We start from the raw sequence: 22,935 nt of genomic DNA, 5'->3' as shown, positions 1-22,935 counted from the left end.
GCCCAATCCCATCAGCACGCGCGACAGAACGAGGACGGAGTAGTTTGGTGCGGCCGCGAACAGCAATGCGGCGGCGCTGAAGAGCGAGAGCCCGATGAGCACCTGGCGACGCCGTCGCAAATGTCCGAAGCCGACTTGCAGAAAAGGCGCGGCAAACGCGAAGGTCACGCCAAAAAAAGATATCAGGTAGACGCTCTGCGCGTCGGCAAGACCCCATTCACGCGAAATCGCATTGAGACTGCCGACGACCGATAACGCGCCTGTCGCTTGCACGAAGTACGCAAAACTGAGCGCGCGAAGCGCACGCGTGGTTTTCGCAGGGATAGCTGGGGTCATGAGCGAGTACTGGAGTTGAGCGATTCCGGCGCCGGACGGCGGACGGCGGACAAGCGGCCGGACCGCGCAAGCGGCGCCGAGCGCCGCTTTGCCGCGATCGCCGTTGGGGTCCGTCAGGCTACTGGAATGGGGTTATCTTTCAACGAGAGGTTGAACTGGTCGACGAACGCATACTCGTTAGGTCCGACGTTGTCGCGCAGCGGCTGGGCAGCGCTGACCACCACTTCCTGCGTCGCGGTAGCGAGCTTCTCCAAGGTCTCGGCGATGAACGCATCGAGCGGCATTGCACGCGGATCGCCGCTCCTGTGGACGAGATCCGTGTCGACCCACGGCGGCGCGATTTCGAGCACGCGCACGCTGGTGTCGCGCAGCATGAATCGCTGCGACATGGTGTATGAGTGGACTGCTGCCTTGGTTGCGGAATACAGCGCAGTAGCAGCCAGCGGTACATAGGCGAGCACGGAACTGTTGTTGATGATCGTCGACTCCGGCTGCTGCTTGAGATGTTCGACAAGCGCCGCACTCATCCGCACTGGACCGAGCAGGTTTGTATTGATCAGATGCACCGCCTGCGCATCGTCGAGCGCACTGCCCGCGTTGTCGAACGGCATGATGCCCGCGTTGTTGATCAAGACGTTCAGCGTGGGATAGCGCCCGATCAATTGCCTTGCCACCTGTTGAATCTGCGCGCCGTCTGCAATGTCGAGTTCGATGACATCGATGCCCGGGTTCGCCTTTGCGACCTCGTCGAGTAACGCTTTGCGCCGCCCGGCGATGATCACCTTGTTGCCGCGTTGATGGAACGCTTCGGCGAGCGCGCGTCCAATACCCGACGTGCCGCCCGTAATGAATATCGTGTTGCCTGAAAGTTTCATGATCACCGCTTCCTTAATGTAGATGTGTATCGGCAACCAATGTCAGTGAGTGGTCGTGTAGCGCGGTGCCGGAACGTTGGTCGACAATAGCGGCGACATTGCACGCCTCGCGCTTTCGTATTCTTCCCATTTGGCGACGTCGTGCAGCGAAGGAATCGTCACGAGTTCGCCCCGCTCGAACCCGACCAGCGCCGCATCGACCATGTTTTCCGCGGACATCACGATCGACTTGTCCAGGTTTTCGAGGGGTAGCCCTCCCGTTTGCCAGAAATCGGTAGCCGTTGCGCCCGGCAAGACGGCCTGGATCCGAATTCCCTTGCCGGCAAGCTCGTGGTGCAGGGACTGGCTGAATGCGAGCACGAAGGCCTTGCTTCCACCGTAGACACCATTGAGCGCTTCCGGCGCAATCGCGACGATCGACGAAATATTGATGACAGCGCCTTTGCCGCGCGACACAAAGCCGGGCACGGCGGCGTAGGTAAGACGCATCACGCTCGTCACGTTGAGATCGATCATGCGCGACATCGCATCGACGTCACTGTCCTCGAGAGGCGTGTGCGTACCGACGCCCGCGTTATTGACCAGCAGGGTGATCGTCGCATCCTGTTTCAGCTTTGTTTCGACGGTCGAAAGGCCAGCCCGAGTCCCGAGGTCGGCGTCGAGAATCTCGACACTGCGTTGAGTTTGCGTCGTGATACGGCTGGCTAGCGCGGCGAGGCGCTCACGGTTGCGGGCAACGAGTATGAGTTCGTAACCGCGTCGCGCGAGGCGCTCCGCATACACCGCACCCATACCGGACGATGCGCCCGTAATCAGTGCTGTGCCCAAATGTGCTTGCGTCATCATGTCACTCCGTGTTGAAGACAGTTGTGCCGGAGTGAATTGTGGTGCCGAAGGCCACCAACTCAAATGACGTTAAAGGTCATGTTTTAGGACATTCCAGATAGAAGGGATGACCGACTGGCAGCCCGTCGAATTTCTAGCGGCACTAAAGCCGTCTCTTTCTATTCGTCGATCGGGTGATCGTCGCCGGTCACATTCCGCGACTCTCTTCTCAACGACTGCGGAGTCATTTGATAGGCTCGCGTGAACACTTCCCGGAGATGACGCCTGTCACGAAATCCTGTTTCGCGCGCAATTGTTTCAAGTGAATGACGGCCACGTTCAATCAGGTTTCTCGCCTCTTCCAGACGCAGACGTTCGATTGCCTTCGCGGGAGATATGCCGGTCTCGGAAAGAAAAATGCGCGTAAATTGCCGGCTGCTCAGATGCGCCGCCTTCGCTAGATCGTCCACGCGCAAGGGTTTGGACAAATTGAGGCGTGCATGTTCGAGCGCCTTCTGGACCCGGTCCGACTTTGGCGCGAGCGCCAGCATTTCAGAGTGCTGCGACTGCCCGCCCGAGCGCCGATGCGTCATGACCATCGCACGCGCCACCCTGGTCGCGAAGTCCGCACCCATGTCCTTTTCCACCAGGCCAAGCGCCAGGTCCATCGCCGCCGTCAAACCCGCTGACGTCCATATCGGGCCATCGACGATAAAGATGCGGTCGGCTTCGACCTGAACGAGCGGCCAGCGCGCCTGCAAAGCGTCTGCGAACGCCCAATGCGTGGTCGCGCGTTTACCGTTTAGAAGCCCGGCTTCAGCGAGAACGAACGCCCCCGTACAGAGGCCCGCGGTGCGCCGTGAGCGCGCAGCCGCCTCGCTGATGAATCTGAGTTCTTCGGCGGTTGTGGTGCGGCCGGTTGGATTGGCGACGCCGCTGATCATCCAGGTGTCTGCCGTCGCATTCGAATCGGCCGGCCTGGTCATGACGGAGACGCCGAGCGACGAGCGGATTTCTCCGCCCTGCAGCGAGTAATTCGTCACATGATAAATAGGCTCGCGCGCAACGACGTTGGCGATTTCAAATACGGTCTGGGTCCCAATGGCCATGACCTGGAAGTCGTCCGTCAAGAAGTAGCCAATCCGATGCATTAATACGCCAGCCGTGGTGTCCGAAAACGTGAGTATAAATGTCGTTGTAAAAGCCTGCCTGCGGCATGGATGATAAGCATCCTATCCGCCAATACCGTGCCGCTCGTCCGGCATAACAGCGCGCTGTGTCGATGTCTGTGTCGATGTAATAGCCGGCTCAATCAGGCGCGTGGAACTTCCCATCGCGCACGCAACCGCAGGAACGCAAATGAGCAGCTCCACATGGTTAGCGCCAGCTACCGACCGTCATGAACAGAAGTATCCGCAACTGACCGAGGCCGAATTAGCACGAGTGCGTCAATACGGCGTTGTTCGTTCGTGGACATCGGAACGGATTTTCGAAGTCGGCGCGCCAGGATTCGGGATGTGCGTGGTATTGCACGGGATGATTCGCGTGACTAGCCGCGACGCGTTCGGGCGTCATGCCGTCGTTAGCGAAAACGGTCCGGGACACTTCGTTGCGGAAGTCGGACAGCTATCCGGCGGTCGATGCATAGTGGACGGCGATGCGGTCGGCGATGTATCGGCCATTCACATCCTCCCCGACAGACTGCGGGCGCTCCTGATCGCCGAAGCGGAGCTGGGTGAGCGCATTATGCGGGCGCTTATTCTCAGGCGGGTTGCGCTTATTGAGCGAGGCAATGGGATCGTTATAGTCAGCCAACCGCATAACGCCCGCCTCCACGCATTGCAAAGTTTCCTGCGACGTAACAATGTTCCTCATGCGGTCATCGGCGCGTCGTCAGAAGACGACGACACAGCCCGTTACGTAGCGAAGTGGGTACGCGATGACGCCGACTACCCGCTCGTGCTGCATCCAGACGGGACCATCTTGCGAGCACCCGATGAAGCGGAGCTTGCCAACGCGCTGGGCTGGCTCCCTGATTTCGATCCGGAGCATGTCTACGACGTCGCAATCGTCGGAGCGGGTCCGGCGGGTTTGGCGACAGCCGTCTATGCCGCGTCCGAGGGGCTGAGAGTCATCGTACTCGATCATAGTGCGCCAGGCGGACAGGCCGGTGCCAGCGCCCGCATTGAAAACTTCTTCGGATTCCCAACAGGCATCTCCGGCCATGCGCTCACCGCCCGCGCGTACGTACAGGCACAGAAATTCGGAGCCGACGTAGCCATTCCCGCTCAGGCGGAAAGCCTCGATTGCGGCATAACGCCGTTCGCGCTGCGCTTGTCCTCCGCCGTGACCATCCGGTCCCGAACGATCGTTATCGCTTCGGGCGCGGCTTATCGCAGACCCGACATTCAGGGCCTGGAACGCTTCGAGGGACGAGGAACATACTATTGGGCTTCGCCCGTCGAGGCGAAGCTTTGCGCGGGACAAGACGTATTGCTGGTCGGCGGCGGAAACTCCGCGGGACAGGCCGCCGTGTACCTCGCGTCGCGCGCGCGGCGAGTTCGCATGCTGGTACGTGGACAAAGCCTGAAGGCCAGTATGTCGCAATATCTCATCGACCGTATCGCTGCTCTGGACAATGTCGATGTGACGTACGGCACTCAAATCACCGCGCTGAGAGGCACCAGGACGCTCGAGGAAGTAGAGCTTTTGAGCGGGACGCAACGGTCGGTTGTATCCGCGGAACACGTGTTCCTGTTTACCGGTGCATCTCCCAACACGTCGTGGCTTGACGGATGCGGCGTCGCCGTCGACAAAAACGGCTTCGTGCTTACGGGCGAAGGCGCCGGACCTGGGTCGCAAGAGCATGAAACAAGCGTGCGCGGCGTGTTCTGTGCGGGGGACGTCCGCTCGACTTCGACCAAACGTGTTGCCGCGGCGGTGGGAGACGGTGCTGCCGTCGTCGCGCAGATTCATCGTCAACTGGAGCGGACGGTCGCTCAGGCATAAGCGCCGTCGTGATGGATTGGCGCGCAGCACACAGCACGATGCTAGTGCTGATTTTCAAGGTACCGCCGATGTCGGGCGATGATAGTTGACGGGCAAAAAGGAACTCCGCGATGACAACGATCGAGCACTTCGAATATGTATTTCTTGGCGGCGGCAAGGGTGGCAAGACACTGGCGATGGAACTCGCGCAGGCGGGCCGCAAGGTTGCCGTGATCGAACGAGGCATGATCGGCGGATCGTGCATCAACGTGGCGTGCATACCGACCAAGACGCTGATCCAGACCGCGCGCACCGAATACATACTGCATCGACAGGATGGCAAGGCCGCAGACATGGCCAAAGTGTCGCAGCGCGTGAAAGCCGTGGTCGACGGTATGGTGGAAATCAATCGCAACGCGTTGCGTGACTCCGGCCTCGAACTCGTGCTGGGCACGGGCCGCTTTGTCGGACCGCGCCGGCTCGAAGTGAAAACCAATGACGGCGGTCTGCGAATGATCGAAGGCGAACATGCTTTCATCAACACGGGCACGACGGCGGCGATTCCCGACGTGCCAGGATTGAAGGCCGCCGAGCCGCTGACGCACGTCGAAGCGCTGGTGCTGACGACGTTACCCGAAAGCCTGATCGTTCTCGGCGGTGGATATATCGGGCTCGAAATGGCGCAGGCATTCCGTAGACTGGGCAGCAAGGTCACGCTGATACAGGACGCGCCGCGCGTGGCGATGCGTGAAGACGAGGACGTCACCGAGGCGATCGAGGCGGCGCTGAAAGAGGAAGGCATCGATATCAGAACCGGCGCGAGACCCGCCAGCGTGACGGGCAAGTCGGGAGAGTCGGTGACAGTGGTACTGCAGAATGGCAGCACGGTGAGCGGCAGTCATCTTCTGGTCGCGGCAGGCCGCACCCCTGGCACGTCCGGTATCGGCCTCGACGCCGCCGGGGTCGAAGTCGACGCGCGCGGCTTCATCAAAACGGACGAACGTCTCGCGACGACAGCAGAGCGCACATGGGCCATCGGCGAGGTCGCAGGCACACCGATGTTCACGCACGCATCGTTCGACGATTACCGCGTGTTGCGCTCGCAACTCGCTGGGGAAAATGCGAAAACCACGCGCGACAGAATCATTCCGTATGCGCTCTTTATCGAGCCGGAACTCGGTCGTATCGGTCTCAGCGAAGCCGACGCGAAGGCGCGCGGCATCGCGGTACGTGTTGCAAAGCTGCCGATGGCGGCGGTGCCGCGGGCGCGGACGAACGGCGCGACGAAGGGCTTCATGAAGATGCTGATCGACGCGGACTCAGACGCCATCCTTGGCTTTGCGATGCTGGGCACCAATGCCGGCGAGGTAGTGACCGCGGTGCAGATGGCGATGCTCGGCGGATTACCTTATACGGCCGTGCGCGATGCAATCATTGCGCATCCGCTGATCTCCGAGGGCCTCAATATCCTGCTTGCGAAGGTGCCGCAGCGTGCGCCCCAATGAGGAGCCGCGATAGAGACTTGCAGCGATGAACCTCCTTGCTTGTCTGCGATTACCCAGGCCGGTCCAACCGGCGGCATGCAGCCCGCGCACGGCGTGCGCGAAACCATGTCGAACGACACTGCTTTTGTCCGGGGAGTTTGCAAGAATCGCGTGACGTTGGCGGCCCACTCACTCACCCAGCGAAACGCGGCTCCGGCAAACCGCGCACTCCCAGCCCCGTCACCGCGAACAACCCGCCCTTCTCGCGTTCTTTCTGCGGAATGCCCCACATCGGGCGGCCCATCGTCGTCACGTAGAGCGTGTCGAGATTCGGGCCGCCGAACATCACGCTCGTCAGATTGCGCACGGGGAATTCGACGACGCGGTCGAGCTTGCCGTCCGGCGCGAAGCGCAGGATGCGCCCGCCGAACACCAGCGCGGACCAGACGTAGCCTTCCTCATCGACGGTTGCGCCGTCGAAAGTGCCAGCCATGTCGCGCGCCGATGCGAACAGACGGCGGTTGCCGGCGGCGCCGGTTTCGATGTCGTAGTCGTACGCGTACATCTCCCGGCTATACGTGTCCGTGAAGTACAGCGTGCGATTGTCGGGGCTCCAGCAGGGTCCGTTCGAACAGCTGATGCCAGAGTCCAGCCGCGCCAGCGTGCCGTCGATATCCAGGCGGTACAGACCGCCGCTGCGCGTTGAGCGCTGGCCGCGATCCGCGTCGTAGCGGTCGAAATCGTAGGACATCGTGCCCGCGATGAAGCGGCCGCGCCGGTCCACCTTGCCGTCGTTGAAGCGGGTCTCGGGATCGTCGCTTTCCGGATCGGCGATGAACTGCACCGTCTGCGCATCGAAGTCGTAAAAATGCAGGCCGTTGGCAAGCGCCACGACCGCGCCGCCCTGCTCGCGCAGCGCCATCGAACCGATATGACGCGGCACGAAAAAGCGCTTCACCTCGCTGCCGTCCGCGCGGCAGCTATAGATTTCCGCGGCGGTACTGTCGATCCAGTACAGCCGTTCCTCCTTGACATCCCATAGCGGGCCTTCACCAAGATGATTGTTCGCATCCACGAGCAAGCGTACTTCAGGCATCGTCGTCTCCTTGTTGGCACGATGTTGGCGCTTCGGTTCACTCGTTGTCCTTGAGCGCGCGCCGATGAGCGAGCAGCGCCATCAGACGCCGATCCCGCCAGCGGCTGCGCTCCTCGATACGCCCGCGCGGCAGCGCGGCACGCCGCTCGGCATCGAGGCGGTCCAACGTGGCGGCGGCCCAGTCAAAAGGCACGCGAGTTTCGGCGATGCTGCGGTATGTGCCGCCGTAGCGCTGTGCATAGTCGGCCACGCCGCCCGGTGCGTTCAGATCGATCGTCTCGAACGGGCCCATGAAGGACCAGCGCATCGCGAGACCGTCACGCATCACGGTGTCCAGATCGGCGGCGCTCGCATAGCCCTGCTCGTAGAGGCTCAACGCCTCATCGAGCACCGCGCCTTGCAGGCGGTTAAGCAGAAAACCCGAGATTTCGCGATTCACGGTGACCGGCTTCTGTCCAGCTTGCTCATAGAAAACGCGAGCACGTTCGAGCGTGTCCTGCGATGTCCAGGGCGCCCCGCACAACTCGACGAGCGGCACGAGCGACGGCGGGTTCACCGGATGCGCGACGAGACAGCGCGCGCGGCCTTCCAACGCTTCGGTGAACGTGGATGCCGGCAGACCCGAGGTCGAACTGGCAAGCAGCGCGTCGGGCTTCGTCAGACGGTCTAGCTGCGCAAAGAGCGTGCGCTTCACGTCGACGATTTCGGCAATGTTCTCCTGCACGAGATCCGCCTCTGCGACCGCTTCGGCAAGGGTCTCGCATGTTGTGATGCGCGCGACGAGCGCATCCACCGGCTCGTCGATCAGATCGAACGACGCGAGGTCCTGCACGCTTTCGCGAATGGCCGGGACAGCGTCCCTCAGCATGTCTTGCGAGGCGTCGTGCAACTTCACGTCGAAGCCGCTGCGCGCGAACACAATCGCCCACGCGCGCCCGATGCGCCCCGAACCGATTACCGCTGTCGTCTTCGTCTGCATGAATGTGTCCCGATGTTATGCGCGCCGGTCGCGCAGCGTGATGACGGCCGCCAGCACGACGAGCCCATTGATGATGTCGCGCACGGCGGGCGGCACGGTCGTGCCCGCGAGCAGCGTGCCGAGAGCGGTCAGCAGCAGCGCGCCGCCGAACACGCCGAGATAATGCCCGCGCCCGCCGGTGATCAGAGCGCCGCCCACGACGACCACCGCGATGGACGGCAGCAGATACGGATCGCCCATACCGAGGAACGCCTGCGAGCTGAAGCCCGCGAGCAGCAAACCGACGAGCGCCGAGCACAATCCCGAGAGGCAGTACACGGCGATCAGCGTGGTGCCGACACGCACACCGGAGAGCTTCGCCGCGATCTGCGAATTGCCGACCGCGTACACGCGCCGCCCGAACGGCGTGCGATGCAGCAGCAACAGCGCAAGCGCGAGAAACACCGGCACGCTCCATGCGGCGAACGACAAGGGCCCGAGTTTGCCGTTGGTGAATTCGCTGATCGCGGACGGCGACCAGCCTTGCGGCGAGCCATTGCAGTAGATCAGCGTGAGACCTTGCAGCAGGCCGTTGGCGGCAAGCGTCACGACGATTGGCGGAAGGCCCAGCATCACGACGCCCACGCCGTTGAATGCGCCGACGAGCAGGCCGACGCCGAGCACGGCCGGGACCGCCCACGCCGCCGCGGCGTTCGCGCCGTGCGTGAGGCCCGTGAGAAGAACGCCGGCCAGCGTGATGAGCCAGGGCATCGAGAGATCAAGTCCGCCGGTCAGGATCACGGCGCCCTGTCCGAGGCCGAGAATCGCGAGGAACAATGTCAGCGTCAGCAGGCTGCTGTAGAAGTTCGCGCTGGTCAGCACCGCTGGGCCATACACGAAGCCGGTGATCGCCACTACCGCGAAAAATAGCAGGTACGCCGGCACGACATACTTCACCCACTCGCGGTTGCGCTCGATCCAGTCCGCCATCGCGCGGCCCTTCAGCTCCGTGTTGGCGATCGGCTGAAAACCGCTCACTTCGAAGGACACGCGCCGCGCATGAGCGTCGTTCTTCACTCGCGTGCCGGTGCGCATCGCCCTCAGCCATTGTGCCGCGTGACGCGCGCATTCATGCGCGGCCGACTGTTTGCCGATCGACGAACCGAGTACCGCGAGAATCAGGATCACCGCTTCCGCGATCGTCGTGAAGAACGCCGACACGTTCAGCACCAGCAGGATATTCACGGTGACCATCAGCGTCATGGCGGCGAACACCGTGCCGACGCAGCCGCCCCGCCCGCCGCCGAGCAGCGTTCCGCCGAGCACGACGGCGGTGAACATCGACAGCAGCAGCGGACGGCCGACGAGGGGATCGGCAGAGCCCGTCTGCGCCGACACGTACAGGCCCGCCGCCGCGTAGAACATGCCTGCGAGCGCGTAGGTCATGATGCGATAGCGCGTGACGGGCATGCCGTTGGCGTACGCGCTGTCCGCGTCGCTGCCGAGCGCGTACAGACCGACGCCGAAGCGCGTGCGCCGGATAAACGCCCAGATCAGCAGCGCGGCGATCAGCACGCCGGCCGACATCGGCAGTTTCCCGTCAATCAGATCGGATGTGATGAACGCGCCGAACTCGTCGCCGACGCTGCCGCCAGGCTTGTTCTGGATCAGCAGCGTCACGCCCTGAACCATGAACATGGTCGCGAGCGTGACCACGATGGATTGCAGGCGGAACCACGCGATCAGCGCGCCATTGATCAACCCGATGCCGCCGCCTGTCGCGAGAATCAGCGCCGCGCCCGCCCATTGTTGAAGCGGCGTGCCATGCACGAAGCGCACCGCGAGCACGTTGGCGAGCGACACGACTGCCGACGCGGACAGATCGAAGCCGCCCGACAGCACGACGATGGTCTGTCCGAGCGCGGCGAGCGCGAGCGTCGTCGCGCTCGAAATGACGGAGCCGATGTCGTACGCGCCCACCGGCGTGGCCGACAGCGCGCCCCACGCAACGAGCATCGCGACAAGCGCGCCGATCGCGATGATCAGTCCGCGATGATGATCGACTCGCGCGGCCCAGGCAGCGCCCGCGCCTCGACGCACGATCCCGCTGTCGGGCGACGCAATAGCAATTTTCATGGCCAACCTCTCAGCTGGAAAGCATGTTGCGCATCACGGCTTCTTCCGTGAGCGCATCGCCGGACAATTCTCCGACGTTGCGGCCGCGATACATCACCGATACGCGGTCGCACACATTGACGAGTTCGGGAACATCGGTCGAATAGAACAGCACGGCGCCGCCTGCCGCGGCGAACGCGCGCATCAGCACGAAAATCTGATGCTTGGTGCCCACGTCGATGCCGCGCGTCGGATCGAACATGAGCCAGACGCGGCTTTGCGTGAGCATCCACTTGGCCATTGCGATCTTTTGCTGGTTGCCGCCCGAGAACGACAGGCACGGCTTGTAGAGCGCGCGCGGATTCACTTCCATCTGCGCAAGCGACCTGGCGATCGCGGCCTGCTCGCGCTTGCGGTCGATCAGTCCAAAGCGCGCATAACGTCCGATCACCGGCAGCGACACGTTCTCTCCGCCGGGCAGACGCAGAAACAGACCTTCGGTCTTGCGGTCTTCAGGCAGAAAACTGGTCGACACACCGGCCTTCAGCGAATCGGCGGTCGAGGTCAGCGTGACCGGCTTGCCGTCGATACGGATTTCGCCGTCGTCGATATACGTCGCGCCGAACAGCGCCTCGAACAGTTCGCGCTGGCCCATACCCTGCAACGCCGCGATGCCGTGCACTTCGCCGGCGACAAGCGTCAGGTCGAAGTCGCTCACCACGCCGTCCACGCGGATGCGGCGCGCCTGCATGGCGGGCGGCCGGGTTTGGCCCTGCGCCAGCGCGGGCGGCGCGACCTTCGGCGGATATTTCGCTTCCATGGAGCGGCCGATGACGAGGCGGATTACCTCGTCGTCCGAAATGTCGGGCGTGTCGAATGAGCCGACATCGCGGCCATTGCGATACACGGTGAGGCTGTCGCAGAACTCGCGCACTTCCTGCATGCGGTGCGAGATGAACACGAACGTGACGCCCTTTGCCTTTAACGCGTCGATCCGGCGCGAAAGCCACGCCACGTCCGCGCCCGACAGCGACGAAGTCGGCTCGTCGAGCAGCAGTACTTGCGGGCCGCGCAGGATCGCCTTCGCAATCTCGATCTTTTGCCGCACCGGCAAGGACAGATCGCGAACATACGCACCGGGGCGCACGTCCGGGAGATCGAGATCTTCGAGCCACTGCGCCGCCATGCGCTGCGCCTCGCGCATTCTGATGCGGCCGAAGAGCCCGGTCGGCTCGTACGACAGAAGCAGGTTCTGCGCGACCGTGAGATCGCGCACCAGCGTCATCTCCTGAAACGCCGTCTGCACGCCGGCGCGATGCGCGTCCTGCGGGCCGCGCATCGTCAGGTCGCGGCCCATCACGCGGATGGTGCCCGCGTCGGGCTGCATCAACCCGGACAGCAGCTTGACGGTGGTGGACTTGCCTGCGCCGTTCTCGCCGAGCAACGCGTGCACGGCACCGCGCTTGACGCGAAACGACGCGCCGTCGAGCGCGACCGTCGCGCCGAAGCGCTTGGTCACGTTCGACAGGTCGATGGCGAGAGATGCGTCGCTCATGACAAGGTCCTCAGTCCTGGTTGCCCGTGAGCGCCGCGTTGAAGCCGACCTCTCTGGTTTCCTCGGAATAGATGTCCGCGAACCAGCCCGGCGGCACCTTGTCCCGCATGAAGGCCGTGCACCCCGCCTTCAGTTCGTCGATGCTGCCGGTCTTGCACAGCCTGGACTGCGGCGTTTCGACGAGCGGCAGCTTGAGCGTGATGCGCTGCGGGAAGTCCTTGCCGTCCAGCTTCTGCACGGCCATCTTGAGCGCCATTGCACCCGAATACGGCGGCGCGCCATACGAAATCGAACGGTAGCCGATCGAGCGATAGGCGCCCTGCCCTTTCACCTCGCCAGGCGGCAGCATCTGCACGCGATGACCGTTCGACGACTCACCCGCGCAGGGCTTGATCTTGTCGTCGGCGATGCCGGCATCGAGCTGCATCGACGCGGCGGTGAAACAGCCGACCTGCATCCACAGCCCGTCGATCTTGTCCCAGCTATTGGTCGCGAGAATCTTCGACAGCTCGGTCTTGGCCGTGGCCTGACTCCACATGCCCGTGCCTTCCGCCACGACCTTGATGCCGGGGTACTTCGCGAACACGGCCTTGGCGGCTTCGGTGCGGGCGCGATCCACCGACGTGCCCGGAACGCCGTTGATCAGCACGATGTTGCCCTTGCCGTTCAGCGTCTTCGCAAGCCATTCCGCCGTGACGGTGCCGGCCTGGTGCTGGTCGATCGTCACGTTGTGGGCGCACGGTTCGGTCACTTCGCCGTCGTAGGCCGCGACGACCACGCCCTTCGAGCAGGCGTTCTTGATTGCGCGGTTCAGCGCCGTGGGCGAAATCGGATAGATGATGATCGCCTTCGCGCCCGCCTGCACCATCGAGTTGATCTGCTGGATCTGCTTCTGCGCGTCGGTGCCCGCGACCTGCACCTCGAGATCGACCTTGTCCTTCAGCGCGGGCGTGTTCGCCATCGCCTTGACCATGTTCGCGGCCTCGGTCTGCCAGTCGTTGCCGACATAGCTCATCGACAGGAACACCTTGTACTTGCCCGCCGCATGCGCCTCGCCGGAGACAGCGAGCGCCGCAGCGAAGCCGATACCCATACCGATACCGAGCGCCGTCAGTCCCGCACGACGAATAGATTGCGTCCATGCTTTCATGTCATCCTCCAATGTTCGTTTTTGTGTCGAACTACGCTTCAGCCAGAAACCGGTACATGCGGCAAGCGCGCACTGGCCGGCAATGCGATACCCGCGCTGCCCGGCACGACGTTGGGATCGTGGCCGGGGATCACGTAATCGGCGATCTGGCGAATGCGCGTGAGCGAGCCCATTTCCGCAAGCGTCTCGTGCACGATGCCCACCGGCACCAGATCGACGATGTTTTCCATGCAGTTCGCGCAATCCCCCGCGATCAGCACCACGCCGTCTTCCGTATCCACCGCAACGGATTGATGGCCGGGCGTATGTCCTGGTGTCGGCACGACGCGCACGCCCGGCACGATATCGGCGACGCCATGCACGAACTGCCAGCGGAAATACGCGAGCGGCTCGCGGCCGATCAGAAACTCCTGGTAGTACGTGGCCTGCGTCGGCAGAGGCTGGCCCGCGTATTCCCACTCTTTCGCCTGCACGATAAAGCGCGCGTTTTTGAACAGCGTATTGCCGCCCGAATGGTCGTAATGCAGATGCGTGTTGATGACAATGTCGACCTCGTCCGCGCTCCAGCCGACGTATTGTTTGAGTGCGCGTTCCAGCTTCTCTTCCGGCGCCTGGTCGCAAGGACACACGAAGTCCGACACCCACCCCGGATCGTGAATGCCCGTATCCACCACGATCTTTTTCTGCGCGCCGACAATCGCCGTGGACCACACCGGCACCTTGATCGACTGTCCGAAATAGCGGCCGTACACCTGTGACGAGCGATCGACGGTGAGCCAGCCCGTCGGCATCGCGACTACTTTCAATCTGGCGTTCACGCTGCGCTCTCCGCTATCAGAAGTTGGTGTTGGCCGCGCCCTTGAGTTGAAGCATCTCGCGCGCTTCGGCGGGCGTCGCGATATCGAGCGACAGGCCTTCGATCACCTGGCGTATCTTGCGGACCTGCGCCGCGCTCGATTCCGCGAGCTTGCCCGGCTCGATCCACAACGAATCTTCAAGGCCGACGCGTGCGTTCGAGCCTTGCGCCACGCCGATCGAAGCGAGCGGAATCTGATTGCGTCCCGCGCCGAGAATCGACCACACGTAGTCCTTGCCGAACAGGCGATCCGCCGTGCGGCGCATATGCGCGAGGTCTTCCGGATGCGCGCCGATGCCGCCGAGCAGACCGAATACGCTTTGCACGAAGAACGGCGGCTTCGCGAGCCCACGGTCGACAAAATGCGCGAGGTTGTACAGATGCGAGATGTCGTAGCACTCGAACTCGAAACGCGTGCCGTTCGCCCCGCAAGACGTCAGGATGTATTCGATATCCGCGAACGTGTTCTTGAACACCAGATCGCGGCTGTTCTCCAGATGCTTGCGTTCCCAGTCGTACTTGAGTTCCTTGAAGCGCTCGAGCATCGGATACAGGCCGAAGTTCATCGAGCCCATGTTGAGCGACGCCACTTCCGGCTGAAAATGATGGGCGGGCTTCAGGCGTTCCGCGACCGTCATATGCGGGCTGCCGCCCGTGGTGAGGTTGATGACCGCATCGCATTCGGCCTTGATGCGCGGCAAAAACTCCTGGAACACGGCGGGGTCCTGGGTCGGATGACCGTCGTCCGGATCGCGCGCATGCAGATGGATGATCGCAGCGCCTTCTTTCGCCGCGGCAAGCGCGGCATCGCCGATCTGTTGAGGAGTAACCGGCAGATACGGCGACATCGACGGTGTATGGATTGCGCCCGTCGGCGCGCACGTGATGATGACCTTGCGTTTCGTTGCCATGTGAGCCTCGTGCGGTTAGAGGAATTCGACGTTGCCGCAGACGGATATCGCTTGTCCCGAGATGCCGCTGCCGGCGGGCGAACACAGAAAGAGCGCGGTGGCGGCCACTTCTTCCGGCGTGGTCATGCGGCGCAGCGAGATTTTGGCGAGATACTGCTTCTCCATCTCTTCGTAGGAAAGCTTGAGCTGCTTCGCGCGCGCCGCAATCACCCGCTCGATGCGCGGGCCTTTCACAATGCCGGGCTGTATCGCGTTGACACGGATATTCGAAGGCCCGAGTTCGATAGCAAGGCTCTTGGTCATGCCGACCACCGCCCATTTGGTCGCGGCATAAGGCGTGCGGAACGCATAACCAAGACGCCCGGCCACCGACGACAGCGCGATGATGGTGCCGCCGTCGCGCGCCTGCCTGAGAAGCGGCACCGCGCGGCGCGCGAAATAAAACTGCGCGTTGAGATTCACGTCGACCGTGTTGTTCCATTCCTGCTCGTCGAGTTCGTCGACGCCGCCGGTCGGCCCGGCAATGCCTGCGTTGTTGACCAGCACGTCGAGACCGCCGAGCTCCGCCTGCACATCGACGAAAACGCGCTCCACGGCCGCGCGATCCGCCACGTCGGCGAGCGTCGCCGTGATGCGGTTCAGTTCGACACTTTCCTGGGCTTTTTGAAGCGCGTCGATCGCCTGCTGGCTCGCATCGCAAACATGCACGCGAGCACCTGCTTCGATGAACGCCTGGGCCATCACGAGGCCGATGCCCGATGCGCCGCCCGTGATAAGCACGCGCAAGCCCGCGTGCGGCTTCAGCATCTGAAGAACCGTCATTGTCTGTCTCCGTTGTCTGTGTTTTTACAACTCAGGCGCGTGCCTGTTCGCCGGGGTCTTCGCCGTCCTGTATCGCGCTTTGCAAGCGCTCCTTCAGATCGGCGGCGGCTTCGCCGATGTCCTGCTCGATGCCCGCGCGCGCTCCCTCGCCGTCGCTGCGCCACAGGGCCTCGACGATATGGCGGTGTGCATCCATCGACCTGCGCATGTGCGGAATGTCGGGGGCCACGAGATTCAGAAACGGGCCGATGCGCATCCACAAGTTCTGAATCGTGGACAGCGTGATATCGCTCGCGCCGTGCGCATAGATCGCGATGTGAAACTCGAAGTTGCTGCGCAGATAGGCCGGCACATCGCCCGCTTCGACGTGCGCGTTCATGGTGTCGAATACCTGTTGCAACACAGCGAGATCTTCGCGGCTCATGCGAGTCGCAGCCCGCTTTGCAACGGCGCCTTCGAGCGCGATACGCACGTCGCGCAACTCTTCGAGGAGTTCGACTGTCATGGGCGGGACGATGAGCGCGCGGCCCGGTCCGTCGATCAGGGCGCCCTCGGCTTGCAGGCGTGTGAGTGCCGCACGCACCGGCATGGTGGACGAGCCGACCGCGTCCGCCACGCTGCGCAGGCTCAGCAATTGTCCTGGCGCGAAGCGTCCGGTCATGATCGCTTCCTTGAGTTGCGCATAGACGCGACCGGCCATCGTTTCACGCGCCACGAGCTGAAGCTCGGGCAGGTCTGAACTCGTGCGTGGCGCCACTAATGCCTCCGTGGATTCGCTGCGATGGGAGATTCCAGTGCAAGTGTGACCTGTGATCACACTTGTGTTGAAAAAAGTTTGGCCTTTGCTCGAGCCCGAGTCAACCGTGGATTGCTAGGGGAAAACGCGGAAGGCTTTCCATCGCGTTCGACAAAAATCAGGCTTCAACCGATGCGGCGGCCGCAGTACAAAAACGCTCGGCTTAAATGAAACAGCCTGAATGCTCATGATCTCCAGTGAAGACGTCGCTGGTGCCGCGCTTACGTTTTGCCGATGCCGTCGAAGAAGAGATCAATCAGGTGGGTGACGCGGGATCTGGTTGTGCCGCCTTGCTCGACGGCGAGAGCGATCGCCGTCACGACACACACGAGATCGCCGATGGAGACGTCCTTTCGAACCGCCCCCGCCTTTTGGGCCCGCTCGAGCAGCCGGCGTCCTTCTTCACTGCCGGCGCGGCAGCCAGGCGTCCCTTCCTGTAATACCGTTCCCAGCAACGCAGCGAGCCCGCGATAGTGGTTCGCGTGGTTCACGAGCTCTTTCACGAAGGCGCGTAGGGACGCGATCGGTTCGAGCTTGTCATCGCGTGCGCGGCTTGCTTTGGCAAGCGACAGCAGGCGCTCATCACTCGCCGCGGCAAGCAGCGCATCGCGCGTCGGGAAACGGCGGTAGAGCGTGCCGATACCAACGTTGGCGCGCCTCGCGATATCGTCAAGCGAAACCTCAGCGCCGCGTTCGAGAAACAGCGCTTCCGCCGCTTCGAGAATGCGTTCCCGGTTCCGGGCTGCATCGGCGCGCAGCGGTGCTTCGTCGGTCGTCGAACACTTTCTGTTCATCGTTGCCTTGATTTCTGTTGATAAGTGGATGATGCCTCCATATACTAAGTGGAGCAATACTCCACTTAAACAGGGAATGCATATGGCAAAGCGATTCGGGAACAAGGTCGTGGCAATCACTGGCGGCAGCGAGGGCATCGGCCTTGCGAGCGCCAGGCTTTTCGCGGACGAAGGCGCGCGGGTCTACATCATGGGGCGCAGGCAAGCTCGACTGGACGAGGCGATACAGGAAATCGGCAACGGTGCGGTGGGCGTTCGGGGGGACGCGAGCAACCTCGCCGACCTTGATCGACTGTACGAGCGCATCCAGCGCGACCACGGCAGGCTCGACGTGGTTTTCGCAAATGCAGGCGTTGCCGAAGTGGAGCCGCGTCCGCTGGGCACCATCGACGAGGAGGGTTTCGACAGGCTTTTCGGCCTCAACGTGCGCGGCATGCTCTTCACTGTGCAGAAGGCCTTGCCACTACTTTCGTCGGGTAGCGTTGTCGTCCTCAATGGCTCGGTGGCTGGCAGCAAAGGCTTTCCTGGCCAGTCGCTCTACAACGCAAGCAAGGCGGCTGTGCGGTCGTTTGCGCGAAGCTGGACGACCGACCTGAAAGAGCGAGGCATTCGCGTGAACGTGGTCTCGCCGGGCGGGACCGAGACAAGCCCGATGCGAAGCTACCTCGATGCGCGGCCCGGAGTCGAAGATATGCTGAACCAGCTCGTGCCGCTGGGGCGTCTGGGCCAGCCGGATGAAGTCGCGCGCGCCGTGCTCTTTCTGGCGTCGAGCGAGAGCAGCTATATCGCGGGCGTTGAACTGTTCGTGGACGGCGGGTCCATTGCCGTTTGAGCCCTCGATGTCGCTGTCGCGCCGCTCTCGCCGGGCGGGCGCGGATTTCCGCGGCGAGTGAGCGAGGTTATGCCGGACGTACGAATGCGCGCGCCTGGCTCACTCGTCAGTCTGTGAGCGAAGAGAACCCACCGCATCGACAAGAATGCACCCTGCGTCATCGATATGTTTTTCCATCAACGCACAGGCACTCCGATCGTCTTTCGCTTTTATCGCTTCCAAAATCTCCAGATGCTCGTTTTCTGATTTGACGTCCCACTCAATCAGCGTCGATGTCGCATACATGTAGCGAAGTCGCGCCTCATGCAGGGCGTCAATATGTGAAAGCAGCCGAGGCATTTGGCAGGGTCGATAAATACTTGCATGGAATTCCCGGTTGGCGGCCTCCCACGTGCTGATGTCACGGGCCGTGTTCCCTTTGTGCATCGCGTTTTCTGCACACGTGATGTCATCTTGAGTCAGGTTGGGTATCGCGTACCGGAGCGCCAGAACCTCAAGTGCGGTACGCATCCGGGTAATCTCAATGATGGATGCCTGATCGAGCAGTGGGACATACACGCCTTTACGCTCGCGCGAAACCAGCAGGCCGCGAGCTTCCAGACGCCTGAATGCTTCCCGGACCGGAACGTGACTGGCATTGAACTCATCTGCGATTGCGTCCTGCCGAACTCGCGCTCCCGGCCTAAGATCGCCCCGGATAATCTGTTCGGCCAGCGCCGCCGCAATGCGTGCAGGAAGTGAATCCGAGCTGTCTACATCCACGTTTGCTTTCCCTATGCCGAAGGTGTCCAGATATCGCCGCAGGCAACCGAAACCGCTTCATTCAGCGTGCCGTTTTGTACCAGGCATTTTACCGCTTCGACATCGTCATGCACCCACCGATCGTTACCCATCATCGCAGGAACGACCGATCTGACTTTCTCCAGCGCCGTGGATGCGCCAAGGCCGAGCGGCAGGTGTGAGAGCGCTTGGCGACTAATATCGAGCGCCTGAGATGCAATCAGAATTTCGGCGCAGACAACCGCCTGCGCATTTTCGACAACCGTCCGCGTGCGCCGCGCAGCGAAACAGGAATTACTGATGTGGTCTTCCTGGTTACCTTTGGCAGGCAGACTCGTCACACTGGCTGGACTACATAGCCCTATGTTCTCGAGCACGAGTCCGGTACCCATACTCTGGATAACGGCGAAACCCGTGTTGATGCCCGGCTCGGTAGCGATCATGTTTCTCGGCAATCCGTAGTTGCAGGCCGGATCGATCAGCTGATTATTACGGCGATCACAGATTGCGCTCAGGTCGGTCGTCACCAACGCGAGAAGGTCCATCGCTTGCGCGACGTATTGTCCGTGAAAATGCCCGCACGAGACGATGTCGTAGCCTGCATCGGAAGCGAATATCAACGGATTGTCCGTTGCGCTATTCATCTCGGTGACGAGTATGCCGTCAATGTAATCGAGTGCATCAAGAACGGGCCCGTAGACCTGTGGCGCGCAGCGGAACGAATAGACGTCCTGTATCCGCGGTTGGACCGTGTCGCCCGGCGCGGCAAGAGCATCGATCGGAATGGCACGTGCCTCGGTGCTGCATCGCATGGAACCATTGAGCAGCGTGCGAACGGCCGCAGCGACGCGGCGCTGCCCCGGATGTGGACGCGCTAGCATCACACGGTCTTCAAAGCAGGCCCGCTCCGCCCGCATTGCCTCCAACGACAACACCAGTGAGATCGTTGCGCTAGTCAGCAGGCGACGCGCGTCGAAAGCGGCGATGACCGCGTACGCCAACGACGCCGTCGAGCCATTGATCAATGCTGTCGCATCCTTTGCTTCCACATCGAAGGTCACTGAAAGGCCCGATCGCTCAAATGCGGAGCGCGCGCTTGTTACGGCGCCCTGGAACGTCACTTTCGATTGTTCCAACCCAAGCAATGCACCGCTCATGATGGCCAACGGTGCAAGGTCCCCGCTGGCACCGACGCTTCCTTTTGCCGGGATGACGGGCGTAATGCCCTCGTTGAGCATCGCGACAAGCCGCTCGACCACTGCGACGCGTATGCCGGAGTGATTGCGAGCAAAGGTGTTCACCCGGATCGCCATCATCGCGCGCACGACCTCAAGCGGCATGTTTTCGCCGGTGCTCGCGGAGTGCGAGTGAATAAGATTGCGCTGAAACCGCGCGATGTCCGAAGCGCTGATACGTTGATTCTTCAAGGCTCCTACCCCGGTGTTGAACGCATACATCAGGGGAGCGTCGTCGACCAGCCAGTTTTCCTCAATGAATCGTCGAGTCGACAACAGATTCGCCCGAGCCGCGTCAGACAGACGAACGCGAGCGCCGTGACGCGCGATCGCGATGATCTGGTCGATCGTCAGATCGGAACCTGTGAGTGCGATTTCGTTTTTTGCCATGAGGGCCTCGAGTGGTTTTTATCTATATCTATAGAATGTGCTCGACTAGCAATCTTTTCGACGATCGCAACTCAATCGCACTAATAGTCAGTCGTCGGGCACACCACTGTTTAGGCCGATAAGCCTGTCGACGAGAGTCGCAATGAGTGTGGGGCTTCCGGGCGTGGGCCTGCGCTTGTGCTAGCGCTTCCCGGTTTCTTCCTGGAAAGTGCGGTCGTAGAAGTCCCGGATCGCCTGATACGCGAGCAAGCGATTTTTCTCGAGCAAAACGAGGTGCGTGGCTTCGCCTATTTCAGCCCATTGACGGTAAGGCGCGTTCCTGAGTTCAAGGAAAAGCGACTGCGCGAGGTCAATAGGCACATCGATATCCCACTCGCCATGGACAAGCAACACGGGCACACGAATCTCGGCCGGCTCGTAGTATTTTCGTCCCGCACGCCAGTAGTCACGGATATCCTGGATCGGGCCGTTACTGGCCCGCAACTGGTGCGGCGCGCGCTCCCGGCTCCAGGGATCCTCGGCCAGCGTGAAATCGGCCCACTGCTCGAACCAACCTTCCGGGACCAGGCTCGCGCGTCCGTGTTCCGGTGCGGTGCTGAGCCAGCGGGCCTTGCTTTCGCGCACCGGAACCAGGCGCCACGCGTCGAGCCTCCCGCCAGTGTCGATAGGAATCGGCCGATCGCTCAGCCACTGCGGCGCCAATAGGACCAGTTTATGGACCTTGTCGTTATTGCGGCTGGTATAGGCACCCGCCACTGTGCCGCCCCATGACATGCCAAATACCGATACTTTGTCCAGCTGGCGACGCTTGAGGACGTAATCGACCACGGTGCCGAGATCGGCCAACCCGATGTCGGTGCCGACGACCGGAGGACTCAGATCCGCTGCCTGCTCCATCTCCGCCGGGCGTGTTGAATGGCCGTAACCACGCACGTCGAGCGCATAGACGTCATATCCCGCCGCGGCAAGAAAGTCGATGAACGACATTCCGTTGAACGGAACGTCATACAGGCTTCCCGACGAAAAGGTGGCACCGTGAACCATGACGATGGTGCGTTCCGCCGTGAAGGTCTCGAGCGAGGCGGGGCGCTTGTTGCGAACGTAGAGGTCAATGCCGGGGGTACCGGTCGCTACGCGCAATTCCTCGAAGACAAGTTGCTTTCCTTTAACTACGATGTTCTGGCTCATGATGGGTAGCTCCTGGGTCTGGCTCATTATTCATAGCGCCAGGAGAAACGGTCGCCCTGGCTGGTGACGTAACCGGCCGATGTCTCGGCGAAGTGCGGGGTGAACAGCAGCAGATTGCGTTCGGCCCCCTGCTCCAGCACCCAGCGGCGCGACGCGCGGGCCTCGTCCTGCCATTCGCAGAACACCGAATTCCAGTCGGGGCGCACCACCTGCAACGGGTGATGCATGACGTCTCCGGTAAAGAGCGCCGCCTGCCCCTTCGAATGCAGTTCAATCGACATGTGGCCAATACTGTGTCCCTTGGTCGGGCGGAACACGAAGTTATCGAGGTACTCGCCCCCGTCGTTGCTGATGCGTTCGGCCTGCCCGGAGGCAATGATCGGCGCGACGCTGTCCTCGAATACGCCAAGGCTGGGCACGTTCACTTCGTTGTGGCTGTCGGGGCCGCCGTAATAGTCCTCCTCCGCCCTCGCGAACACGTGCCGCGCATTCGGGAAGGTCGGCACCCAACGGCGATCGACGAGCCGTGTATTCCAGCCGACATGGTCGACGTGAAGGTGCGTATGCAACACATAGTCGACTTCCTCAGGGCGCACGCCAACCGCGGCGAGCCGCTGCAGATACGGCGTGTTCAGATGATGGAAGATCTGATTCTGCGGCCGTTCCTTGTCGTTGCCGGAGCCGGTATCGATCAGGATGGTGTGATGCGGCGCGCGCACCAGCCACGTGTGAATGCTCTGGATCAGGTTTCCGGTCGTCGCGTCCATGTTGCTGGGCGTAAGCCAGTGAAGATTGGGCTCGAGTTGTTCAGGTTCCCACGCCGGGTAAAGAAAGGACGGCGGCGCGACGTTCAGGCGCATTTCTTCGATCTTGGTGACGGTCACATCACCGATCCGGTAGGTTTTGTTCGGATGAACCATGTTGGATCTCGCTTGGCTGAAAGGACGTC

20 protein-coding genes and 1 pseudogene are annotated in these 22,935 nt (G+C 62.1%); 3 read left to right on the top strand and 18 right to left on the bottom strand.

What is annotated here, in order from left to right; translation table 11 throughout:
- The 4 genes and pseudogenes from BGRAMDRAFT_RS24040 to BGRAMDRAFT_RS24025 all read right to left on the bottom strand — a co-directional run.
- Window positions 1-336, bottom strand: a pseudogene (locus BGRAMDRAFT_RS24040) (MFS transporter); the annotation flags it as partial.
- 113 nt (window positions 337-449) lie between these two features.
- Entirely contained in the window at window positions 450-1,211 is a 762-nt protein-coding gene (locus tag BGRAMDRAFT_RS24035) for an SDR family oxidoreductase (protein WP_006051463.1), read from the bottom strand.
- A 42-nt stretch (window positions 1,212-1,253) separates the two neighbouring features.
- Window positions 1,254-2,054: an SDR family NAD(P)-dependent oxidoreductase gene (locus BGRAMDRAFT_RS24030; RefSeq protein WP_006051462.1), complete on the bottom strand. Its 801-nt coding sequence runs from the start codon at window positions 2,052-2,054 to the stop codon at window positions 1,254-1,256.
- 161 nt (window positions 2,055-2,215) lie between these two features.
- On the bottom strand, window positions 2,216-3,187 hold the full coding sequence (locus BGRAMDRAFT_RS24025; protein ID WP_006051461.1) for a GlxA family transcriptional regulator: 972 nt from the start codon (window positions 3,185-3,187) through the stop codon (window positions 2,216-2,218).
- A gap of 208 nt (window positions 3,188-3,395) precedes the next feature.
- Between BGRAMDRAFT_RS24025 and BGRAMDRAFT_RS24020 the strand changes: the two genes are divergently transcribed.
- Together BGRAMDRAFT_RS24020 and BGRAMDRAFT_RS24015 are read left to right on the top strand one after the other, a co-directional pair.
- Complete coding sequence (locus BGRAMDRAFT_RS24020; protein ID WP_006051460.1) at window positions 3,396-5,045, top strand: FAD-dependent oxidoreductase; 1,650 nt, start codon at window positions 3,396-3,398, stop codon at window positions 5,043-5,045.
- Window positions 5,046-5,155: 110 nt separating this feature from the next.
- On the top strand, window positions 5,156-6,529 hold the full coding sequence (locus BGRAMDRAFT_RS24015) for an FAD-dependent oxidoreductase (protein ID WP_006051459.1): 1,374 nt from the start codon (window positions 5,156-5,158) through the stop codon (window positions 6,527-6,529).
- 172 nt (window positions 6,530-6,701) lie between these two features.
- Here the strand turns inward: BGRAMDRAFT_RS24015 and BGRAMDRAFT_RS24010 are convergent, their stop codons facing one another.
- From BGRAMDRAFT_RS24010 to BGRAMDRAFT_RS23965, 10 genes are all read right to left on the bottom strand, one after another.
- On the bottom strand, window positions 6,702-7,604 hold the full coding sequence (locus tag BGRAMDRAFT_RS24010; RefSeq protein ID WP_006051458.1) for an SMP-30/gluconolactonase/LRE family protein: 903 nt from the start codon (window positions 7,602-7,604) through the stop codon (window positions 6,702-6,704).
- A 37-nt stretch (window positions 7,605-7,641) separates the two neighbouring features.
- Window positions 7,642-8,583, bottom strand: coding sequence for a 3-hydroxyacyl-CoA dehydrogenase (locus BGRAMDRAFT_RS24005; RefSeq protein ID WP_006051457.1), 942 nt, complete (start codon window positions 8,581-8,583; stop codon window positions 7,642-7,644).
- Window positions 8,584-8,598: 15 nt separating this feature from the next.
- A complete protein-coding gene (locus tag BGRAMDRAFT_RS24000) occupies window positions 8,599-10,698 on the bottom strand; it encodes an ABC transporter permease (RefSeq protein ID WP_006051456.1) in 2,100 nt (699 codons plus the stop codon).
- A gap of 10 nt (window positions 10,699-10,708) precedes the next feature.
- Window positions 10,709-12,232, bottom strand: coding sequence for a sugar ABC transporter ATP-binding protein (locus tag BGRAMDRAFT_RS23995; protein ID WP_006051455.1), 1,524 nt, complete (start codon window positions 12,230-12,232; stop codon window positions 10,709-10,711).
- A gap of 10 nt (window positions 12,233-12,242) precedes the next feature.
- On the bottom strand, window positions 12,243-13,382 hold the full coding sequence (locus BGRAMDRAFT_RS23990; RefSeq protein WP_006051454.1) for a sugar ABC transporter substrate-binding protein: 1,140 nt from the start codon (window positions 13,380-13,382) through the stop codon (window positions 12,243-12,245).
- 38 nt (window positions 13,383-13,420) lie between these two features.
- Window positions 13,421-14,200, bottom strand: coding sequence for an N-acyl homoserine lactonase family protein (locus tag BGRAMDRAFT_RS23985; protein WP_006051453.1), 780 nt, complete (start codon window positions 14,198-14,200; stop codon window positions 13,421-13,423).
- Window positions 14,201-14,216: 16 nt separating this feature from the next.
- Window positions 14,217-15,149 carry a 3,5-dioxohexanoate:acetyl-CoA acetone transferase gene (kce, locus tag BGRAMDRAFT_RS23980; RefSeq protein ID WP_006051452.1) on the bottom strand — a complete coding sequence of 311 codons (933 nt, stop codon included), beginning with the start codon at window positions 15,147-15,149 and terminating at the stop codon, window positions 14,217-14,219.
- Between the two features lie 15 nt (window positions 15,150-15,164).
- Window positions 15,165-15,971, bottom strand: coding sequence for an SDR family oxidoreductase (locus BGRAMDRAFT_RS23975; protein ID WP_006051451.1), 807 nt, complete (start codon window positions 15,969-15,971; stop codon window positions 15,165-15,167).
- 31 nt (window positions 15,972-16,002) lie between these two features.
- On the bottom strand, window positions 16,003-16,728 hold the full coding sequence (locus BGRAMDRAFT_RS23970; protein WP_006051450.1) for a GntR family transcriptional regulator: 726 nt from the start codon (window positions 16,726-16,728) through the stop codon (window positions 16,003-16,005).
- Between the two features lie 260 nt (window positions 16,729-16,988).
- Window positions 16,989-17,618, bottom strand: a complete 630-nt coding sequence (locus BGRAMDRAFT_RS23965) for a TetR/AcrR family transcriptional regulator (RefSeq protein WP_232292347.1) — start codon at window positions 17,616-17,618, stop codon at window positions 16,989-16,991.
- A gap of 25 nt (window positions 17,619-17,643) precedes the next feature.
- Here BGRAMDRAFT_RS23965 and BGRAMDRAFT_RS23960 point away from each other — a divergent pair, with 25 nt between their 5' ends.
- A complete protein-coding gene (locus tag BGRAMDRAFT_RS23960) occupies window positions 17,644-18,393 on the top strand; it encodes an SDR family oxidoreductase (protein WP_006051448.1) in 750 nt (249 codons plus the stop codon).
- Between the two features lie 99 nt (window positions 18,394-18,492).
- On the opposite strand, the gene BGRAMDRAFT_RS23955 is transcribed toward BGRAMDRAFT_RS23960, so the two are convergent.
- The 4 genes from BGRAMDRAFT_RS23955 to BGRAMDRAFT_RS23940 all read right to left on the bottom strand — a co-directional run bounded on the left by BGRAMDRAFT_RS23955 (window position 18,493) and on the right by BGRAMDRAFT_RS23940 (window position 22,906).
- Window positions 18,493-19,155, bottom strand: coding sequence for a GntR family transcriptional regulator (locus BGRAMDRAFT_RS23955; protein ID WP_006051447.1), 663 nt, complete (start codon window positions 19,153-19,155; stop codon window positions 18,493-18,495).
- 11 nt (window positions 19,156-19,166) lie between these two features.
- A complete protein-coding gene (locus BGRAMDRAFT_RS23950; protein ID WP_006051446.1) occupies window positions 19,167-20,798 on the bottom strand; it encodes an HAL/PAL/TAL family ammonia-lyase in 1,632 nt (543 codons plus the stop codon).
- 180 nt (window positions 20,799-20,978) lie between these two features.
- Window positions 20,979-21,986, bottom strand: a complete 1,008-nt coding sequence (locus BGRAMDRAFT_RS23945) for an alpha/beta hydrolase (protein ID WP_006051445.1) — start codon at window positions 21,984-21,986, stop codon at window positions 20,979-20,981.
- Window positions 21,987-22,012: 26 nt separating this feature from the next.
- A complete protein-coding gene (locus tag BGRAMDRAFT_RS23940) occupies window positions 22,013-22,906 on the bottom strand; it encodes an MBL fold metallo-hydrolase (RefSeq protein ID WP_006051444.1) in 894 nt (297 codons plus the stop codon).
- Window positions 22,907-22,935: the final 29 nt, after the last annotated feature.

Source organism: Paraburkholderia graminis C4D1M (assembly GCF_000172415.1).
GTDB classification, from domain to species: Bacteria; Pseudomonadota; Gammaproteobacteria; order Burkholderiales; family Burkholderiaceae; genus Paraburkholderia; species Paraburkholderia graminis.
This window is presented reverse-complemented; position numbering and strand designations above follow the sequence as displayed.

Excerpts from the sequence above, each read along its gene's own strand:
- BGRAMDRAFT_RS24000 (WP_006051456.1), bottom strand. The coding sequence starts at position 10,698 with ATGAAAATTGCTATTGCGTCGCCCGACAGCGGGATCGTGCGTCGAGGC.
- BGRAMDRAFT_RS23950 (WP_006051446.1), bottom strand. The coding sequence starts at position 20,798 with ATGGCAAAAAACGAAATCGCACTCACAGGTTCCGATCTGACGATCGAC.
- BGRAMDRAFT_RS23945 (WP_006051445.1), bottom strand. The coding sequence starts at position 21,986 with ATGAGCCAGAACATCGTAGTTAAAGGAAAGCAACTTGTCTTCGAGGAA.
- BGRAMDRAFT_RS24015 (WP_006051459.1), top strand. The coding sequence starts at position 5,156 with ATGACAACGATCGAGCACTTCGAATATGTATTTCTTGGCGGCGGCAAG.
- BGRAMDRAFT_RS24030 (WP_006051462.1), bottom strand. The coding sequence starts at position 2,054 with ATGACGCAAGCACATTTGGGCACAGCACTGATTACGGGCGCATCGTCC.
- BGRAMDRAFT_RS23960 (WP_006051448.1), top strand. The coding sequence starts at position 17,644 with ATGGCAAAGCGATTCGGGAACAAGGTCGTGGCAATCACTGGCGGCAGC.
- BGRAMDRAFT_RS24010 (WP_006051458.1), bottom strand. The coding sequence starts at position 7,604 with ATGCCTGAAGTACGCTTGCTCGTGGATGCGAACAATCATCTTGGTGAA.
- BGRAMDRAFT_RS23940 (WP_006051444.1), bottom strand. The coding sequence starts at position 22,906 with ATGGTTCATCCGAACAAAACCTACCGGATCGGTGATGTGACCGTCACC.
- BGRAMDRAFT_RS23990 (WP_006051454.1), bottom strand. The coding sequence starts at position 13,382 with ATGAAAGCATGGACGCAATCTATTCGTCGTGCGGGACTGACGGCGCTC.
- kce (WP_006051452.1), bottom strand. The coding sequence starts at position 15,149 with ATGGCAACGAAACGCAAGGTCATCATCACGTGCGCGCCGACGGGCGCA.
- BGRAMDRAFT_RS23975 (WP_006051451.1), bottom strand. The coding sequence starts at position 15,971 with ATGACGGTTCTTCAGATGCTGAAGCCGCACGCGGGCTTGCGCGTGCTT.
- BGRAMDRAFT_RS24035 (WP_006051463.1), bottom strand. The coding sequence starts at position 1,211 with ATGAAACTTTCAGGCAACACGATATTCATTACGGGCGGCACGTCGGGT.
- BGRAMDRAFT_RS23995 (WP_006051455.1), bottom strand. The coding sequence starts at position 12,232 with ATGAGCGACGCATCTCTCGCCATCGACCTGTCGAACGTGACCAAGCGC.
- BGRAMDRAFT_RS24025 (WP_006051461.1), bottom strand. The coding sequence starts at position 3,187 with ATGCATCGGATTGGCTACTTCTTGACGGACGACTTCCAGGTCATGGCC.
- BGRAMDRAFT_RS24005 (WP_006051457.1), bottom strand. The coding sequence starts at position 8,583 with ATGCAGACGAAGACGACAGCGGTAATCGGTTCGGGGCGCATCGGGCGC.
- BGRAMDRAFT_RS24020 (WP_006051460.1), top strand. The coding sequence starts at position 3,396 with ATGAGCAGCTCCACATGGTTAGCGCCAGCTACCGACCGTCATGAACAG.